The sequence below is a fragment of the Rhizobacter sp. P2_D12 genome, from assembly GCF_056404395.1.
In genome coordinates this window covers 14,895-31,558 of record NZ_JBFUEB010000049.1, presented here as the reverse complement: position 1 = coordinate 31,558, position 16,664 = coordinate 14,895, and the positions used below count along the sequence as shown (strand labels likewise).

At 68.5% G+C, this 16,664-nt stretch carries 13 protein-coding genes; 9 read left to right on the top strand and 4 right to left on the bottom strand.

Annotation, left to right across the window (positions count from 1 at the left end):
- Positions 1-29: 29 nt before the first annotated feature.
- Positions 30-1,010 (bottom strand): Bug family tripartite tricarboxylate transporter substrate binding protein, encoded by a 981-nt coding sequence (locus AC1DYN_RS17295; RefSeq protein WP_477961707.1) that lies wholly within the window; start codon positions 1,008-1,010, stop codon positions 30-32.
- Between the two features lie 60 nt (positions 1,011-1,070).
- On the opposite strand from AC1DYN_RS17295, the gene AC1DYN_RS17290 reads away from it, so the two are divergent.
- The 3 genes from AC1DYN_RS17290 to ubiE are packed head-to-tail and all read left to right on the top strand — an operon-like array spanning position 1,071 to position 2,724.
- A complete protein-coding gene (locus tag AC1DYN_RS17290; protein WP_477961705.1) occupies positions 1,071-1,532 on the top strand; it encodes an HIT family protein in 462 nt (153 codons plus the stop codon).
- Between the two features lie 24 nt (positions 1,533-1,556).
- Positions 1,557-1,976: a gamma-butyrobetaine hydroxylase family protein gene (locus tag AC1DYN_RS17285; protein ID WP_477961703.1), complete on the top strand. Its 420-nt coding sequence runs from the start codon at positions 1,557-1,559 to the stop codon at positions 1,974-1,976.
- A 16-nt stretch (positions 1,977-1,992) separates the two neighbouring features.
- On the top strand, positions 1,993-2,724 hold the full coding sequence (ubiE, locus tag AC1DYN_RS17280) for a bifunctional demethylmenaquinone methyltransferase/2-methoxy-6-polyprenyl-1,4-benzoquinol methylase UbiE (protein WP_477961701.1): 732 nt from the start codon (positions 1,993-1,995) through the stop codon (positions 2,722-2,724).
- A 78-nt stretch (positions 2,725-2,802) separates the two neighbouring features.
- Here ubiE and AC1DYN_RS17275 read toward each other — a convergent pair whose 3' ends face one another.
- Positions 2,803-6,723 carry a DUF3683 domain-containing protein gene (locus tag AC1DYN_RS17275; RefSeq protein WP_477961699.1) on the bottom strand — a complete coding sequence of 1,307 codons (3,921 nt, stop codon included), beginning with the start codon at positions 6,721-6,723 and terminating at the stop codon, positions 2,803-2,805.
- A 212-nt stretch (positions 6,724-6,935) separates the two neighbouring features.
- On the opposite strand from AC1DYN_RS17275, the gene ugpB reads away from it, so the two are divergent.
- The 5 genes from ugpB (at position 6,936) to ugpQ (ending at position 12,095) form a co-directional block, all read left to right on the top strand.
- Positions 6,936-8,258 (top strand): sn-glycerol-3-phosphate ABC transporter substrate-binding protein UgpB, encoded by a 1,323-nt coding sequence (ugpB, locus tag AC1DYN_RS17270; RefSeq protein WP_477961697.1) that lies wholly within the window; start codon positions 6,936-6,938, stop codon positions 8,256-8,258.
- 85 nt (positions 8,259-8,343) lie between these two features.
- Entirely contained in the window at positions 8,344-9,228 is an 885-nt protein-coding gene (ugpA, locus tag AC1DYN_RS17265; RefSeq protein WP_477961694.1) for a sn-glycerol-3-phosphate ABC transporter permease UgpA, read from the top strand.
- Between the two features lie 186 nt (positions 9,229-9,414).
- Positions 9,415-10,266 (top strand): sn-glycerol-3-phosphate ABC transporter permease UgpE, encoded by an 852-nt coding sequence (ugpE, locus tag AC1DYN_RS17260; RefSeq protein ID WP_477961692.1) that lies wholly within the window; start codon positions 9,415-9,417, stop codon positions 10,264-10,266.
- A 6-nt stretch (positions 10,267-10,272) separates the two neighbouring features.
- A complete protein-coding gene (locus AC1DYN_RS17255) occupies positions 10,273-11,349 on the top strand; it encodes a sn-glycerol-3-phosphate import ATP-binding protein UgpC (RefSeq protein WP_477961690.1) in 1,077 nt (358 codons plus the stop codon).
- Positions 11,346-12,095 carry a glycerophosphodiester phosphodiesterase gene (gene ugpQ, locus AC1DYN_RS17250; protein ID WP_477961688.1) on the top strand — a complete coding sequence of 250 codons (750 nt, stop codon included), beginning with the start codon at positions 11,346-11,348 and terminating at the stop codon, positions 12,093-12,095. Before AC1DYN_RS17255 ends, ugpQ begins: the two co-directional genes overlap by 4 nt.
- On the opposite strand, the gene AC1DYN_RS17245 is transcribed toward ugpQ, so the two are convergent.
- A complete protein-coding gene (locus tag AC1DYN_RS17245; protein WP_477961685.1) occupies positions 12,069-13,451 on the bottom strand; it encodes an MFS transporter in 1,383 nt (460 codons plus the stop codon). The two genes, ugpQ and AC1DYN_RS17245, sit on opposite strands and share 27 nt — an antisense overlap.
- A gap of 243 nt (positions 13,452-13,694) precedes the next feature.
- Here AC1DYN_RS17245 and AC1DYN_RS17240 point away from each other — a divergent pair, with 243 nt between their 5' ends.
- Entirely contained in the window at positions 13,695-15,290 is a 1,596-nt protein-coding gene (locus AC1DYN_RS17240; RefSeq protein ID WP_477961683.1) for a sensor histidine kinase, read from the top strand.
- A 27-nt stretch (positions 15,291-15,317) separates the two neighbouring features.
- On the opposite strand, the gene argJ is transcribed toward AC1DYN_RS17240, so the two are convergent.
- Entirely contained in the window at positions 15,318-16,547 is a 1,230-nt protein-coding gene (argJ, locus tag AC1DYN_RS17235) for a bifunctional glutamate N-acetyltransferase/amino-acid acetyltransferase ArgJ (RefSeq protein WP_477961681.1), read from the bottom strand.
- Between the last annotated feature and the right edge of the window lie 117 nt (positions 16,548-16,664).

Here is a 16,664-nt window from a genome sequence, read left to right as displayed (position 1 = left end):
CGGATGCCAATCCGGGTTCCACCGCCACTTCAATCCGCGGACAGCTTGCGCTCCTTGATCAAGGCATGCCAGAACTTCGTCTCCTGCTGCACGAAGCTCGCCAGCGCCGGGCCGTCCGTCGGCGCCACATCCAGCCCGAACTCCTCCAGCCGCGCCTTCACCTCCGGCGTCGTGATCGCCTTGTGCATCTCCTGCGTCAGCCGCGCCACGATCTCCGGCGGCGTGCCGTGCGGCACGAACAGCCCCTGCCACGCGGTGACCTCGAAGCCCTTGATCCCCAGCTCGTCCAGCGTCGGCACGTCCGGCAGCGACGCGATGCGCTTCTTCGACATCACCGCCAGCGCGCGCACCTTGCCGCCGCGGATCTGCGGCAGCCCGGCCGCCGTGTCCAGCACCATCATCGGCACCTGGCCCGAAATGACGTCCTGCACCGCCAGCGCCGTGCCGCGGTAGGGCACGTGCACGACGAAGCTGCCGGTGCGGTCCTTCAGCAGCTCCATCGCCAGGTGGTGCGGGCTGCCGATGCCGGGCGACGCGTAGCTGTACTTGCCGGGGCTCTTCTTGACGGTGTCCAGCAACTGCTGCGCGCTCGTGAAGCCCGACGCCGGGTTCACCGCCAGGATCAGCGGGAAGCGCGCCATGAAGCCCACCGGCGCCAGGTCCTTCGGGTCGTACGGTACCTTCTTGTACATCGCCGAGTTGAAGACCATCGCGCCGTTGTCGCCGGTGACGATGGTGTAGCCGTCGGGCGGCGACTTGGCCGCGTTGTCGGTGCCGATCATCCCGGCCGCGCCCGGGCGGTTGTCGATGATGATGGTCTGCCCCAGCTGCTTGCCCAGCTGCGGCGCCAGCTGCCGGGCCAGGAAATCCGAGCCGCCGCCGGCCGGGTAGGCCACCACCCAGCGGATCGGCTTCGAAGGCCAGGTCTCGGCGCGGGCCGGGCCGAAGGCGGCAAGGGCGCCGGCGGCAAGTGCAAGGTTGACGTGGCGGCGCGTGGGGTGGCGGGTCATGGCGGCAAGTCCTGTGCGGATGAAGCCGCCGATGTTATCGACGCCGCCGATAATGCGCGGATGCCCCTGGCCTTCCACCCCCCCGAGATCCCCGTCCCCGGCTGCGAGCTGTGCCGCGAGGCCGGCGGCACGCTGGTCTGGCAGGACGCGGCCTGGCGCGTGATCCGCGTCGCCGACGCCGCCTTTCCGGGTTTCTACCGGGTCGTCTCGCGCCGGCACGTGGCCGAACTGTCCGACCTCGACGACGCCGCCCGGGCCCGCGCGATGACCCTGGTCGCCGGCGTCGAGCGCGTGCTGCGCGATGCGCTGGCACCCACCAAGATCAACCTCGCGGCGCTCGGCAACATGGTGCCGCACCTGCACTGGCACGTGATCGCCCGCTTCGACTGGGACAGCCACTTCCCGCAGCCGATCTGGGGCACGCGCCAGCGCGACGTGCATCCGGCACCGGCCGAGCGCCTGGCCGCCGGCCTGGCCGGGCTCGACGAACGCGTCGCGGCCGCGTTGTCGCGCCTCGGCTGAACCCCTCTGACACACGGAAACCCCATGGCCGGCCTCACTGCCCAGACCCCGCAACCCACCGCGATCACGGTGCACCAGCAATCGCGCATGCTCGAGATCGCATTCGCCGATGGCCGCGAGTTCCGCATCCCGTTCGAGCTGATGCGCATCTACTCGCCATCGGCCGAGGTGCAGGGCCATGGCCCCGGCCAGGAGATCCTGCAGACCGGCAAGCGCGAGGTCGAGCTGACCGCGCTCGAGCCGGTCGGCAACTATGCCGTCAAGCCCACCTTCTCCGACGGCCACGACACCGGGCTGTTCTCGTGGGACTACCTCTACTTCCTCGGTTCGCAGCAGGCCCAGCTGTGGCAGCAGTACGAAGAGCGCCTGAAGGCTGCCGGCATCGAGCGCGATGCGCCGATGCAAGCCCCCGGCGGATCCGCCTGCGGCCACACCCACCATTGACGGAGACGACCTCCCCATGAGCAACACCCATTTCGGCTTCGAGACCGTCGATGAAACCCAGAAGGCGCAGCGCGTGCGCGGCGTGTTCGATTCGGTCGCCGGCAAGTACGACCTGATGAACGACCTGATGTCGATGGGCCTGCACCGGGCGTGGAAGGCTTACGCGGTGGCGGTGGCCAACCTGCGCGACGGCGACAAGGTGCTCGACATCGCCGGCGGCACCGGCGACCTGGCCGGCGCCTTCGCGAAGAAGGTCGGCGAGCGCGGCATGGTGGTGCACACCGACATCAACGAGGCCATGCTGCGCCAGGGCCGCGACCGCATGCTCGACCACGGGCTGGTGCTGCCGACGGCGATCTGCGATGCCGAATCGCTGCCCTTCCCGAGCGAGCGCTTCGACCTCGTCAGCGTCGCGTTCGGGCTGCGCAACATGACCCACAAGGACCGCGCGCTGGCCGAGATGTGCCGCGTGCTGCGCCCGGGCGGGCGGCTGCTGGTGCTCGAGTTCTCCAAGGTCGCCAAGCCGCTGGAGAAGGTCTACGACTGGTATTCGTTCAAGGCGCTGCCGCGCATCGGGCAGCTGGTGGCGGGGGATGCGGACAGCTACCGCTACCTCGCCGAATCGATCCGCATGCACCCGGACCAGCAGACGCTGAAGTCGATGATGAAGACGGCGGGGTTCGGGCACGTGGACGTGCACAACCTGAGCGCGGGCGTGGTCGCGCTGCACGTCGGGATCAAGTGCTGAAGTGATCGACGATCCCCGGATTGGCATCCGGGCTACATGCTTCGTAGCCCGGATGAAGCGCAGCGGAATCCGGGACCGTCAGACGAGCACCCGCTCGATCCCGCCGTCGTTCGCCCGCTCCACGTACTCGGGCATCCAGTCCGCCCCGAGGATCTTGTTGGCCATCTCGACCACGATGTAGTCGGCCTCCAGCAGCCCGTTGTCCAGGTCATTGCCGTAGCGCGACAGCCCCTGCAGGCAGCTCGGGCACGACGTCAGGATCTTCACCGGCCCCTCGGCCGCGACCGAACCCGTGGCCCGCAGCTTGGCCTCGTCGCGCCGCAGCTCCTCTTCCTTGCGGAAGCGCACCTGCGTCGAGATGTCCGGCCGCGTCACGCCCAGCGTGCCGCTCTCGCCGCAGCAGCGTTCGCTCTTCAGCACGTTGGCCCCCACCAGCGCCTTCACCGTCTTCATCGGCTCCTGCAGCTTCATCGGCGTGTGGCACGGGTCGTGGTACAGGTACCCGGCCCCCTGCGTCGCATCGAGCGTGATGCCCTTCTCGAGCAGGTACTCGTGGATGTCGATGATCCGGCAGCCCGGGAAGATCTTGTCGAACTGGTAGCCCTGCAGCTGGTCGTAGCAGGTGCCGCAGCTCACCACCACCGTCTTGATGTCGAGGTAGTTCAGCGTGTTGGCGACACGGTGGAACAGCACCCGGTTGTCGGTGATGATCTTGTCCGCCTTGTCGAACTGCCCCGAGCCGCGCTGCGGATACCCGCAGCACAGGTAGCCCGGCGGCAGCACCGTCTGCACGCCGGCATGCCACAGCATCGCCTGCGTCGCCAGGCCCACCTGCGAGAACAGCCGCTCCGAGCCGCAGCCCGGGAAATAGAACACCGCCTCGGTCTCGGACGTCGTCGACTTCGGGTTGCGGATGATCGGGACGTAGTTCTTGTCCTCGATGTCCAGCAGCGCCCGCGCCGTCTTCTTCGGCAGGCCGCCCGGCAGCTTCTTGTTGATGAAGTGGATCACCTGCTCCTTGAGGGGCGCGGTGCCCACCGTCGAGCGCGGCGCCGCCGTCTGCTTCTTCGCCAGCCCRCGCAGCAGGTTGTTGGCCGCGCGCTGCGCCTTGAAGCCCACGTCGACCATCGCGCCGCGCAGCAGCTTGATCGTCTCCGGGTTGGTGGCGTTGAGCATCATCATCGCCATCTTGTTGCCGGGGCGGAAGCTCTTCCTGCCCATCTTGCGCAGCAGGTTGCGCATGTTCATCGACACGTCGCCGAAGTCGATCTTCACCGGGCACGGGCTCAGGCACTTGTGGCACACCGTGCAGTGATCGGCCACGTCCTCGAACTCCTCCCAGTGCTTGATCGACACGCCGCGGCGCGTCTGCTCCTCGTACAGGAAGGCCTCGACCAGCAGCGAGGTGGCCAGGATCTTGTTGCGCGGGCTGTACAGCAGGTTGGCGCGCGGCACGTGCGTCGCGCACACCGGCTTGCACTTGCCGCAGCGCAGGCAGTCCTTGACCGAATCGGCGATCGCGCCGATGTCGCTCTGCTGCATGATCAGCGACTCGTGCCCCATCAGCCCGAAGCTCGGCGTGTAGGCATTGGTCAGGTCGGCCTTCAGCTTGACGCCGCCGAAGCTCGCGTCGCGCAGCAGCTTGCCCTTGTTGAAGCGCCCTTCCGGRTCGACGCGCTGCTTGTAGGCGGTGAAGCCGGCCAGCTCGTCGTCGGTCAGGAACTCGAGCTTGGTGATGCCTATGCCGTGCTCGCCCGAGATCACGCCGTCCAGCGARCGCGCCAGCTTCATGATGCGCGCCACGGCCTCGTGCGCCGTCTGCAGCATCTCGTAGTTGTCGCTGTTGACCGGGATGTTGGTGTGCACGTTGCCGTCGCCGGCATGCATGTGCAGCGCCACCCACACGCGCCCGCGCAGCACCTCCTTGTGGATTGCCTGGCAGGCATCGACGATGGGCGACAGCGTCGCGCCGGCGAAGATGCCCTGCAGCGGCGTGCGGACCTGCGACTTCCACGACGCGCGCAGCGTGTGGTCCTGCAGGTCGGAAAAAATGCTCGTGCCGCGGTCCGCCTGCACCAGGTCGAGGTTCTGCAGCCAATGCGACCACAGCCCGCGCACCTCGCGCAGCAGGGCCAGCGCCTGCTGCACGCGGTCTTCCAGCAGCTCGGCGCTCGCGATCTGGCCGGCGTCGTCGCTCTTGCCCAGCGGCAACTGGCCGGCGACGAAGAAGTCTTCCAGCGCGTCGACCAGCGCCAGCTTGTTGCGCAGGCTCAGCTCGATGTTGATGCGTTCGATGCCGTTGGTGTACTCGCCCATGCGCGGCAGCGGGATCACCACGTCTTCGTTCACCTTGAAGGCGTTGGTGTGCCGGCTGATCGCCGCGGTGCGCTTGCGGTCGAGCCAGAACTTCTTGCGCGCCTCGGCGCTCACCGCGACGAAGCCCTCGCCGGCGCGGCCGTTGGCCAGCCGCACCACCTCGCTGGTGGCACGCGCCACCACGTCGGCATCGTCGCCGGCGATGTCGCCCACCAGCACCATCTTGGGCAGGCCGCCGCGCTTGCTCTTGGTCGCGTAGCCCACCGCCTTCAGGTAGCGGTCGTCCAGGTGCTCCAGCCCGGCCAGGATCGCGCCGCCGGGCTTCTTCTGCTCGGCGAACATGAAATCCTTGATCTCGACGATCGACGGCACCGCATCCTTGGCGTTGCCGAAGAACTCGAGGCACACGGTGCGCGTGTGCGCCGGCATCTTGTGCACCACCCAGCGCGCACTGGTGATCAGCCCGTCGCAGCCTTCCTTCTGGATGCCGGGCAGCCCGGCCAGGAACTTGTCGGTGACGTCCTTGCCCAGGCCTTCCTTGCGGAAGGTGCGGCCCGGCACCTCGAGGATCTCGGTGCGCTCCAGCACCTTGCCCGTCGCGTCGAAGTACTTCAGCTCGAAGCGCGCGACGTCCACGTCATGGATCTTGCCCATGTTGTGGTCCAGCCGCGCCACCTCCAGCCACTTGGCGTCGGGCGTCACCATGCGCCACGAGGCCAGGTTGTCGAGCGCGGTGCCCCACAGCACGGCCTTCTTGCCGCCGGCGTTCATCGCCACGTTGCCGCCGACGCACGAGGCCTCGGCCGAGGTCGGGTCGACCGCGAACACGAAGCCGGCGCGCTCGGCCGCATCGGCCACGCGCTGCGTGACGACGCCGGCCTCGGTCCAGATGGTCGCGACGTCGCGGTCCATGCCCGGCAGCCGCATCACCTCGACCTCGGTCATCGCCTCGAGCTTCTCGGTGTTGATGACGGCGCTGTTCCAGGTCAGCGGCACGGCACCGCCGGTGTAGCCGGTGCCGCCGCCGCGCGGGATGATGGTGAGGCCGAGCTCGATGCAGTCCTTCACCAGCGCGGCCATCTCGGCCTCGGTGTCGGGCGTCAGCACGACGAACGGGTATTCGACGCGCCAGTCGGTGGCGTCGGTCACGTGCGACACGCGCGACAGCCCGTCGTACTTGATGTTGTCCTTGGCGGTGTGGCGGCCCAGCGTGCGCGTGGCCTTGCGGCGCAGCGCGTCCATCGCGTCGAACTGGTCGGAGAAGGACTGCACCGCCTTCTTCGCGGCATCGAGCAGCTCGCCCACCGAGGCGTCGCGCTGGCTGTCGGCCGGGTTGTCCACCGCCGGCGTGCGCCGCGCCTGCACCTCGTGCAGCCGGTGGTTCAGCGCCTCGATCAGCAGGCGGCGGCGGCGCGGGTTGTCGAGCAGGTCGTCCTGCAGGTAGGGGTTGCGCTGCACCACCCAGATGTCGCCCAGCACCTCGTACAGCATGCGCGCCGAGCGGCCGGTCTGGCGCTCTGCGCGCAGGCGGTCCAGCAGTTCCCAGGCCCGCGACCCGAGGATCCGGATGACGATCTCGCGGTCGGAAAACGAGGTGTAGTTGTACGGAATCTCGCGCAGCCGGGGCGCCTGGTGCGCGGCGCTGGCCGCGGCGATCTGGTTCAACGGGATGGGTGCGTTCATGGGGGCCAGGCAGCCTGCTCGCCTGTGGGGCACTTGGACGCAAATGGTACCTCAGGCCCCGTGGCGGCCCGGTGGGCGCGCTTCCTGCAGTCCAGCGGGGTTATCCACAGTTGCCGCGGGCGCCCGGGCACGACATAAACGCCTGTGTCACAAACTCGTCGCACACTGCGCGGCTGGTCAAAAACCAACCCCTACCCTTTCCGGAGAAGTACATGAAGCTCAAACTCGCCGCCCTCGCCGCCGGCCTCACCGCGCTGGCGATCGCCGGCCCGGCCCAGGCGCAAGTCGAAGTCCAGTGGTGGCACTCGATGACCGGCGGCCTGAACGAATGGGTCAACGACCTGGCCACGCAGTTCAACAACAGCCAGAAAGAGTACAAGGTCGTCCCGACCTTCAAGGGCAACTACGACGAGTCGATGACGGCCGCGGTGGCCGCCTTCCGTGCCGGCAATGCGCCGCACATCCTGCAGGTGTTCGAGGTAGGCACCGCGACGATGATGTCGGCCAAGGGCGCGATCAAGCCGGTCGGCGAAGTGATGAAGCAAAGCGGCGTCGGCTTCGATCCGAAGGCCTACGTGCCGGCGGTGTCGGGCTACTACACCGCGCCGAACGGCGAGATGCTGTCGTTCCCGTTCAACAGCTCGACGACGATCTTCTACTACAACAAGGACGCCTTCAAGGCGGCCGGCCTGGACCCGAACAAGCCGCCGACCACCTGGCCCGAGATGACGCTGGCCGCCGCCAAGCTGAAGGCCAGCGGCGTCAAGTGCCCGTACACCACCAGCTGGATGAGCTGGGTGCACCTGGAGAGCTTCTCGACCTGGCACAACACGCTGTTCGCGACGCAGAACAACGGCTTCGGCGGCCCGAGCGCCCGCCTGGCCTTCAACTCGCCGCTGCACCTGCGCCACTTCGAGAACCTGGCCAACATGTCCAAGCAGGGCCTGTTCGTCTACAAGGGCCGCGCGAGCGTCGCGGTGCCGTCGTTCGTGTCGGGCGAATGCGCGATGCTGACCGGCTCGTCCGGTTCGTACGCCGACGTCAGCAAGGGCGCCAAGTTCGCCTACGGCCTGGCCCCGCTGCCGTACTACCCGGACGTGCCGGGCGCGCCGCAGAACACCGCCATCGGCGGTGCCAGCCTGTGGGTGATGGCGGGCAAGAAGCCGGCCGAGTACAAGGGCGTCGCCGAGTTCTTCAAGTACCTGTCGAGCCCGGAAGTGCAGTCGGCCAGCCACAAGCGCACCGGCTACCTGCCGATCACGACCGCGGCCTACGAGCTGACCGAGAAGTCGGGCTTCTACAAGGAGAAGCCGGGCACCGACGTCGCCGTGACGCAGATGATCCGCAAGACCACCGACAAGTCGCGCGGCATCCGCCTGGGCAACTTCGTGCAGATCCGCACCATCATCGACGAGGAAACCGAGCAGATCTGGGCCGGCAAGAAAGACGCGAAGACCGCGCTGAATGACGCGGTGAAGCGCGGCAACGAGCAGCTCGAACGCTTCGAGAAGCAGAACAAGGCACCGCAGCCCTGATCCCGGTCCGGGACGATTCCCGGATCGGCATCCGGGCTACACGGGCCGTGGAATCGATCCACGGCCCGCTTACCATCGCGGGCTTATGGAAAAGCGCGTACGTTTCGATTCGCAGGTCTTGCCGTGGATGCTGGTGGCGCCCCAGCTGGCGATCTGCGCCGTCTTCTTCTTCTGGCCGGCCGCGCAGGCGCTGCTGCAATCCATGCAGGTGCAGGACAGCTTCGGGCTGTCGACCGAATGGGTGGGGCTGGAGAACTTCAAGACGCTGTTCACCGATTCCGCCTACCTCGAATCCTTCAAGGTCACCGCGGTCTTCTCGGTGCTGGTGGCGGTGCTGGGCATCGCGCTGTCGCTGATGCTGGCGATCTTCGCCGACCGCGTGGTGCGCGGCGCGCTGTTCTACAAGACCATGCTGATCGTGCCCTACGCGGTGGCGCCGGCGGTGGCGGGCGTGCTGTGGGTGTTCATGTTCTCGCCGTCGCTGGGCGTGGTCGCCTTCGGGCTCGACCGCTTCTTCGGCTTCCAGTGGAACCACCTGCTCAACAGCACGCATGCGATGACGCTGATCGTCACCGCGGCGATCTGGAAGCAGATCTCGTACAACTTCCTGTTCTTCCTGGCGGGGCTGCAGTCGATCCCGAAATCGCTGATCGAGGCCGCGGCCATCGACGGCGCGCGGCCGTGGCGCCGCTTCTGGACCATCCAGTTCCCGCTGCTGTCGCCGACCACCTTCTTCCTGCTGGTGATCAACATGGTGTACGCCTTCTTCGACACCTTCGCGATCATCGATGCCACCACGCACGGCGGGCCGGGGCGCGACACCGCGATCCTGGTCTACAAGGTGTACCAGGATGGCTTCAAGGGCGGCGACCTGGGCGGGTCGGCCGCGCAGTCGGTGGTGCTGATGCTGATCGTCGTCACCCTCACCGTCCTGCAATTCCGCTACGTCGAAAAGAAGGTGCAGTACTGATGTTGGCCCCCTCCTCCGTTCGGGCCGAGCCTGTCGAAGCCCCTCGCACCGCACCCGTTCGGAGCAAAAGCCCGTTCGGGCTGAGCCTGTCGAAGCCTCGGCTCGATGTACGCAGGCCCTTCGACAAGCTCAGGGCGAACGGCTCGCGGGTTCCAGTCCAGGGCGAACGAACGATCGGAAGCCACCATGGTTGAGCGCCGCGCCACCCTGGGCATCCTCGCCCACGCCGTGATGATCCTCGGCGTGCTGATCGTCGCCTTCCCGCTGTACCTCGCCTTCGTCGCGTCGACGCACACCTCGCAGGCCATCCTGCAGGCGCCGATGCCGCTGGTGCCCGGCGGGCACTTCTGGGAGAACTACGTCGCCGCCCTCACCGGCCACGGCGGCGGCGCCGGCTCGAACGCCCCGGTGGCCCGCATGATGTGGGTCAGCCTCGTCACCGCCCTCGTCATCACCTTCGGCAAGATCGCGATCTCGCTGCTGTCGGCCTTCGCGCTGGTCTACTTCCGCTTCCCGCTGCGCGGGCTGGTGTTCTGGGCCATCTTCGTCACGCTGATGCTGCCGGTCGAGGTGCGCATCAGCCCGACCTACAAGGTGGTCTCCGACCTCGGCCTGCTCAACACCTATGCGGGCCTGACGGTGCCGCTGATCGCGTCGGCCACCGCGACCTTCCTGTTCCGCCAGTTCTTCCTCACCGTCCCCGACGAACTCGTCGAAGCCGCGCGCATCGACGGCGCCGGCCCGATGCGCTTCTTCAAGGACATCCTGCTGCCGCTGTCGAAGACCTCGATCGCGGCGCTCTTCGTCATCCAGTTCATCTACGGCTGGAACCAGTACCTGTGGCCGCTGATCGCCACCACCGGCGAGCAGATGTACCCGGTCGTGGTCGGCATCCGCATGATGATCGCCGGCGGCGACTCGGGCAACGAATGGAACATCGTGATGGCCACCGCCATCATGGCCATGCTGCCGCCCGCCATCGTCGTGATCCTGATGCAGCGCTGGTTCGTCAAGGGCCTGGTCGATACCGAGAAGTAAACATCCATGGCAGCCATCTCCCTCAAGAACGTCGTCAAGCGCTACGGCATCGGCCCGAAGGCCAACCAGGTCATCCACGGCGTCAATGCCGAGATCGCCGACGGCGAGTTCATCGTCATCGTCGGCCCGTCCGGCTGCGGCAAGAGCACGCTGCTGCGCATGGTGGCCGGGCTCGAAGAAGTGTCCGGCGGCGAGATCTGCATCGGCGGGCGCGTCGTCAACGACGTCGAGCCGTCCGAGCGCGACATCGCGATGGTGTTCCAGAACTACGCGCTCTACCCGCACATGAGCGTGTTCGACAACATGGCCTACGGGCTGAAGATCGCCAAGGTGCCGGTGGCCGACATCAAGACACGCGTCGACAAGGCCGCGAAGATCCTCGAACTCGGCGCGCTGCTGCAGCGCAAGCCGCGCGAGCTGTCGGGCGGCCAGCGCCAGCGCGTCGCGATGGGCCGCGCCATCGTGCGCCAGCCGCAGGTGTTCCTGTTCGACGAGCCGCTGTCCAACCTGGACGCCAAGCTGCGCGGCCAGACCCGGCTCGAGATCCGCAAGCTGCATGCCGAACTGGGCGTCACCTCGCTGTTCGTCACCCACGACCAGGTCGAGGCGATGACGCTGGCGCAGCGCATGATCGTGATGAACGCCGGCCACATGGAACAGATCGGCACGCCGGAAGAGGTCTACGCGCGCCCGGCCACCACCTTCGTCGCGAGCTTCATCGGCTCGCCGCCGATGAACCTGTTGACCGGCCGCGCCCAGGGCACGCACTTCAGCTTCGGTGGCATCGACCTGCCGCTGCCCGCCCCCGCCCCGCGCGACGGCGACCTGATCCTCGGCGTGCGCCCCGAGCACCTGGGCCATGCCGAGATCGCGCACGACGGCGGCTGGCCGCTCGCGATCGAGATGGTCGAGATGCTGGGTGCCGAACGCCTGGTGCACGGCCGCGTCGCCGACCATGCCTTCACGCTGCGCATCGACGGCACGCTGACGCCGCCGGCCACCGGCAGCACGCTGCACCTGAAGCCGTCGCCGCAGCACCTGCACTGGTTCGACGCGGCCAGCGGCAAGCGGGTCACGGCATGAAGGCTTGGCCGTACCCGCTGTGGGTCGCTCATCGAGGGGCCGGCCTGCTGGCGCCCGAGAACACGCTGGCCGCCTTCCGCGTCGGCGCCGGCCACGGCTACCGCGCGTTCGAATGCGACGTCAAGCTCAGCGCCGACGGCGTGCCCTTCCTGCTCCACGACGCGACGCTGCAGCGCACCACGCCCGAACGCGGCCGCGCGTCGGACCGCTCCTGGGCCCAGCTGTCGCGCATCGACGCCGGCGGCTGGCACAGCCGCGGCTTTGCCGGCGAGCCGATCCCGAGCTTCGACGCGATCGCCCACTACTGCCTGCGCAACGGCTTCGCGCTGAACATCGAGATCAAGCCGACGCCCGGCGACGAGGCCGAGACCGGCCGCGTCGTCGCCCGCGAGGCGGCGCGCCTGTGGGCCGGCGAAGCGGTGTTGCCGCTGCTCAGCTCGTTCAAGCCGGATGCGCTGGCGGCGGCACGCGACGGCGCGCCTGAGCTGCCGCGGGCGTTGCTGCTCGACGGCCTGCGCAGCGGGTGGCTCGAGGAGGCGCAGGCGCTGGGGTGTGTCGCGGTGGTCACGCACTACGGGCTGATCGATGCGGCGGTGATCGGGCGGGTGCATGCCGCCGGGTTGCGGGCGCTGGTCTACACGGTGAACGACCCGGCCGAGGCGCGCCGCCTGGTCGGGCTCGGGATCGACGGCATCATCACCGACGCCGTCAACCGCTTCTCACCCGGCAGCGCCATCCACGACTGACGGGCCGGGCCGCACATCCGCCTCCGCCCCCATCCAGTCCTCGACGTTCTCCAGCTTCGGCAGCTCGCGCACGTTGCGGATCACCGGGTGCCGCCCCGCCACCGCCGCCACCAGCAGCGCCGCGCCCCCCGCAAAGACCAGCGCCGCGCGCAGCCCGATGTGCTCACCCAGCCAGCCGCCCAGCAGCGCCCCCGGGCCGGCCGGGATCAGGATCAGCCAGCGCATCGTGCTCGTCATGCGGCCCAGCAGCGGCTCGGGCGTCACCGCCTGGCGCAGCGCCAGGAAGTTGATGAAGATCAGCACCGCGCCGGCCGAGAAGCACAGCAGCATCGCCGCGAAGGCCGCCACGCCCCATGCATTGGCCGGCGCCGCCGCCAGCACCAGCCAGCCGACGCCGCAGATCAAGAAGCCCAGCACCAGGCACGGCCCGGGGCCGTAGCGCTTGCTGATGCGGTTGCCGTAGACGCTGGCCAGGATGGTGCCGGCGCCCATGCCCATGTAGCTCAGCCCCACCGCCTGCTCGCTCAGGCCCAGCGTGCGGGTCGCGAACAGGATCTGCACCACCAGCGCCGCGTGGTGGCACATCTGCCACAGGCCGACCGCGGTGGCCAGCGAGACCAGCAGGCGCTGGCTGGCGACGAAGCGCACGCCGGTCTTCAGATCGCGCCAGAAATGCGCGTCGGCGCGCGGCTTGCGCTGCTCGTGGATGCGGATGCCGCGCAGGATGCCGGCCGACAGCAGCAGCAGCACCGCGTCGACCAGCAGCGCGAGCGGCGCCCCCACCAGCTTGATCAGCGCCCCGGCCAAGCCAGGGCCGGCGACTTCGGCGCCCGAGGTGGCCAGCGCGTTCTTGGCATGCGCCTCGACCAGGCGCTCGCGCGCCACCACCTGGGTCAGCACGATCTGCGCCGCCGTGCCGGCGGTGGTGTAGACGGTGCCGATCACGAAGCCGACCACGTACATCCACTGCATCGTCAGCCAGCCCATCCACCACGCGAAGGGCACGCTCGCGACGACGAAGGCCAGGCTGGTCTCGCCCAGCACGTAGATCGGCAGCTTGCGCACCCGGTCGAGCCAGACCCCGGCCGGCAGCGAGAACAGCACGAAGGGCAGCGTCTCCATCATCGTCAGCAGGCCCATCTGCGTGGGCGACGCGTGCAGCAGCACCGCCGCCGTCAGCGGCAGCGCAAGCATCGTGACCTGGCCGCCGAACGAGCTGATCAGGATCGAGGTCCAGAGGCGGCGGTAGGTGGCGTCGTGCAGCAGGTCGCCGGCCGGCAGCGCGAAGCGCGCGCGCCAGGCGCGCAGCAGGCTGCCGAGCTGGCTGCCCAGCGGGCCTTGCAGCCAGCGGCTCATCGGATCTCCCTCGTTTCGTTCTTCATGCGGCAGGGCCGGGAGGCTACCAGCCGCCTGCCCGGAACTGCAACCCCCTGCTGCATCTGACGCACGCCATGTGGCAATTGCGGGAAAGCACCACGCGAAAGCTTGGCCCCGAATGGCGCAAGGCTTGCAGGGCTTCGCTAAGATGACCCGGTTACCAGGCCGTCATGCAGCGGCGAAACCGCGCAAATCCTGGGGCGAGCACACGGAGGTGCATTGATGCAGAGCTTGCAGATCCTTCACCTGGAGGACGACACGTTCGATGTCGTCCTGCTGCGCCGCGAATTCGCCAAGCTCGACCTGGCGCCCACCTGGGTCACCGCCAGCTCGAGCGAGCAGTTCTACGCCGCGATGGAGAACGCCCGCTTCGACGCCATCCTGTCCGACAACCAGGTGCCGGGCATCCAGGGCCTGAAGGCCCTCGAAGTCGCCCGCCAGCGCCGCCCCGGCGTGCCCTTCATCTTCGTCAGCGGCAATGCCGACCCGCGCTGGGCCGAGCACTGCCTGGAGGCCGGCGCCACCGACTACGTCCCGAAAGACCAGCTGTTCCGCCTGCCGAGCGCGCTGCGCCGGCTGCAGGACGCGCGCGAGGCCGAGCGCATGGCGGCGCTGACGCGCGGGCGCGCGCTGCTGGTCGAGCTGGTGAAGGAGCTGTCGCTCGCGCGCAGCGTCGACGCGATCCTGCGCATCGTGCGGCAAGGCGCCCGGCGGCTGAACAACGCCGACGGCGCCACCATCGTGATGCGCGAAGGCGAGCACTGCCACTACGTCGACGAGGACGCGATCGGCCCGCTGTGGAAGGGCAGCCGCTTCCCGCTGTCGTCGTGCATCAGCGGCTGGGCGATGTTGAACCGCGAGGCCACGGTCGTGCCCGACATCTACCAGGACCCGCGCATCCCGCACGATGCCTACCGGCCGACCTTCGTGAAGAGCCTGGTGATGGTGCCGATCCGCTCCAAGGCGCCGATCGGCGCGATCGGCAACTACTGGGCGACGCCGCACGAGGCCACGCTCGACGAGGTGGAGCTGATCCAGGCGCTGGCCGACTGCACCTCGCTGGCGCTGGAGAACGTCGCGCTGGTCGACAACCTGGAGCGCCGGGTGCTGCAGCGCACCGCCGAGTTGCAGGCGGCCAACAGCGAGCTCGAGGCCTTCACCTACTCGGTGTCGCACGACCTGCGGGCGCCGCTGCGCGCGGTGCAGGGCTATGGCGACATGCTGCTGGCCGACGTGCAGCCGGCGCTGCAGGGGCAGGCCCTGCTGTTCGCGCAGAACATCCGGGTCGCGGCGCTGCGCATGAACACGGTGATCGACGACATGCTGAGCCTGTCGAAGGTGACGCGCTCCGAGGTGCGGATGCAGCCGGTGCACATCGGCGCGATGGCGCGCGACATCCTCAACACGCTGCAGGCGACGGCGCCGCACCGCAAGGTGCAACCGGTCATCGACCAGGCGCTGATGGCGGTGGGCGATGTCGGGCTGCTGCGGCTGGCGCTGGAGAACCTGTTGTCGAACGCCTGGAAGTTCACCGGCCGGCGCGACGACGCGAAGATCGAGTTCGGTGTCGAACCGGAGGAGGATGGGCGCACCGTCTTCTTCGTGCGCGACAACGGCGCCGGCTTCGACATGGCCTATGTGCAGCAGCTGTTCGAACCGTTCCGGCGCCTGCACCGCGAGTCGGATTTCCCTGGCACGGGCGTCGGGCTGGCGATCGTGCGCCGGGTGATCCAGAAGCACGGCGGCGAAATCTGGGTGCAGGCGGCAAAGGACCAGGGGGCGACGTTCTTTTTCACGTTGCCGGAGCGCCGCAGCTGACGGGGATCCCGGATGCCAATCCGGGGATCAACTTCTGTAATCGGCGTTGATCTTGACGTAGTCGTAGCTGAGGTCGCAGGTCCAGACGGTGGCCGAGGCATTGCCGCGGTTCAACACCACCCGCACCGTGATCTCGCTCTGCTTCATCACGCGCGCCCCGTCTTCCTCGCGGTAGCTGGGGTTGCGCCCGCCCTGCTTCGCGACATGYACGTCGTCGAGGAACAGGTCGATCTTCGTCTGGTCGAGGTCGGCGATGCCGGCATAGCCCACCGCGGCCAGGATGCGGCCCAGGTTCGGGTCGCTCGCGAAGAACGCCGTCTTCACCAGCGGCGAATGCGCGATCGCATAGGCCACCTGCTGGCATTCGGCCAGGGTGCCGCCGGCATCCACCTGCACCGTGATGAACTTGGTCGCACCTTCGCCGTCGCGCACGATGGCCTGCGCCAGCTGCTGCGCCACCGCGACGATCGCCTCGCGCAGCGCCGCGCCGTCGCCGCTCGCGAAGCTCGTGATCGGCGCATGCCCGGCCTGGCCGGTGGCGACGACGACGAACGAGTCGTTGGTCGAGGTGTCGCCGTCGATCGTGATGCGGTTGAACGACAGGTCGGCCGCCTCGCGAGCCAGCGACTGCATCAGCGCCGGCGCGATCGCCGCATCGGTGGCCAGGAAGCTCAGCATCGTCGCCATGTTCGGGCGGATCATGCCGGCGCCCTTGCTGATGCCGGTCACCGTCACCGTCTTGCCGCCGATCCGCAGCTGGCGCGACGCCGCCTTCGGCAAGGTGTCGGTCGTCATGATGGCCTCGGCCGCGACGCCCCAGTTGTCTTCCTTCAGGTCGGCCAGCGCCGCCGGCAGGCCGGCCTCGATGCGCTCGACCGGCAGCGGCTCCATGATCACACCGGTCGAGAACGGCAGTACCTGCTCGGGTGCCAGCTCGAGGTGGCGCGCCAGCGCGACGCAGGTGGAGAACGCGCGCACCAGGCCGTCTTCGCCGGTGCCGGCATTCGCATTGCCGGTGTTGATCACCAGCGCGCGCGGCCCGGTGTTGCTGGCCAGGTGCTTGCGGCACAGCTGCACCGGCGCCGCGCAGAAGCGGTTGCTGGTGAAGACGCCCGCCACCTGCGAGCCTTCGGCCAGCGTGATGACCGTCAGGTCGCGCCGGTTGGCCTTGCGCACGCCGGCCATCGCGATGCCCAGCTTGACGCCGGGAACGGGGTGCAGGGCCTGGGGATCGGGGGCGTTCAGGTTGACGGGCATGGCGGTCTCGCAGCAAGGGGATGGGGCCGCATTGTAGGAACCCGCGGGCCCCTCGATTGCCCGTTTTCCGGGCAGGCCGCGGCTTCCGGCGGCCCCCGATGAAGAAAGGAAACTCCG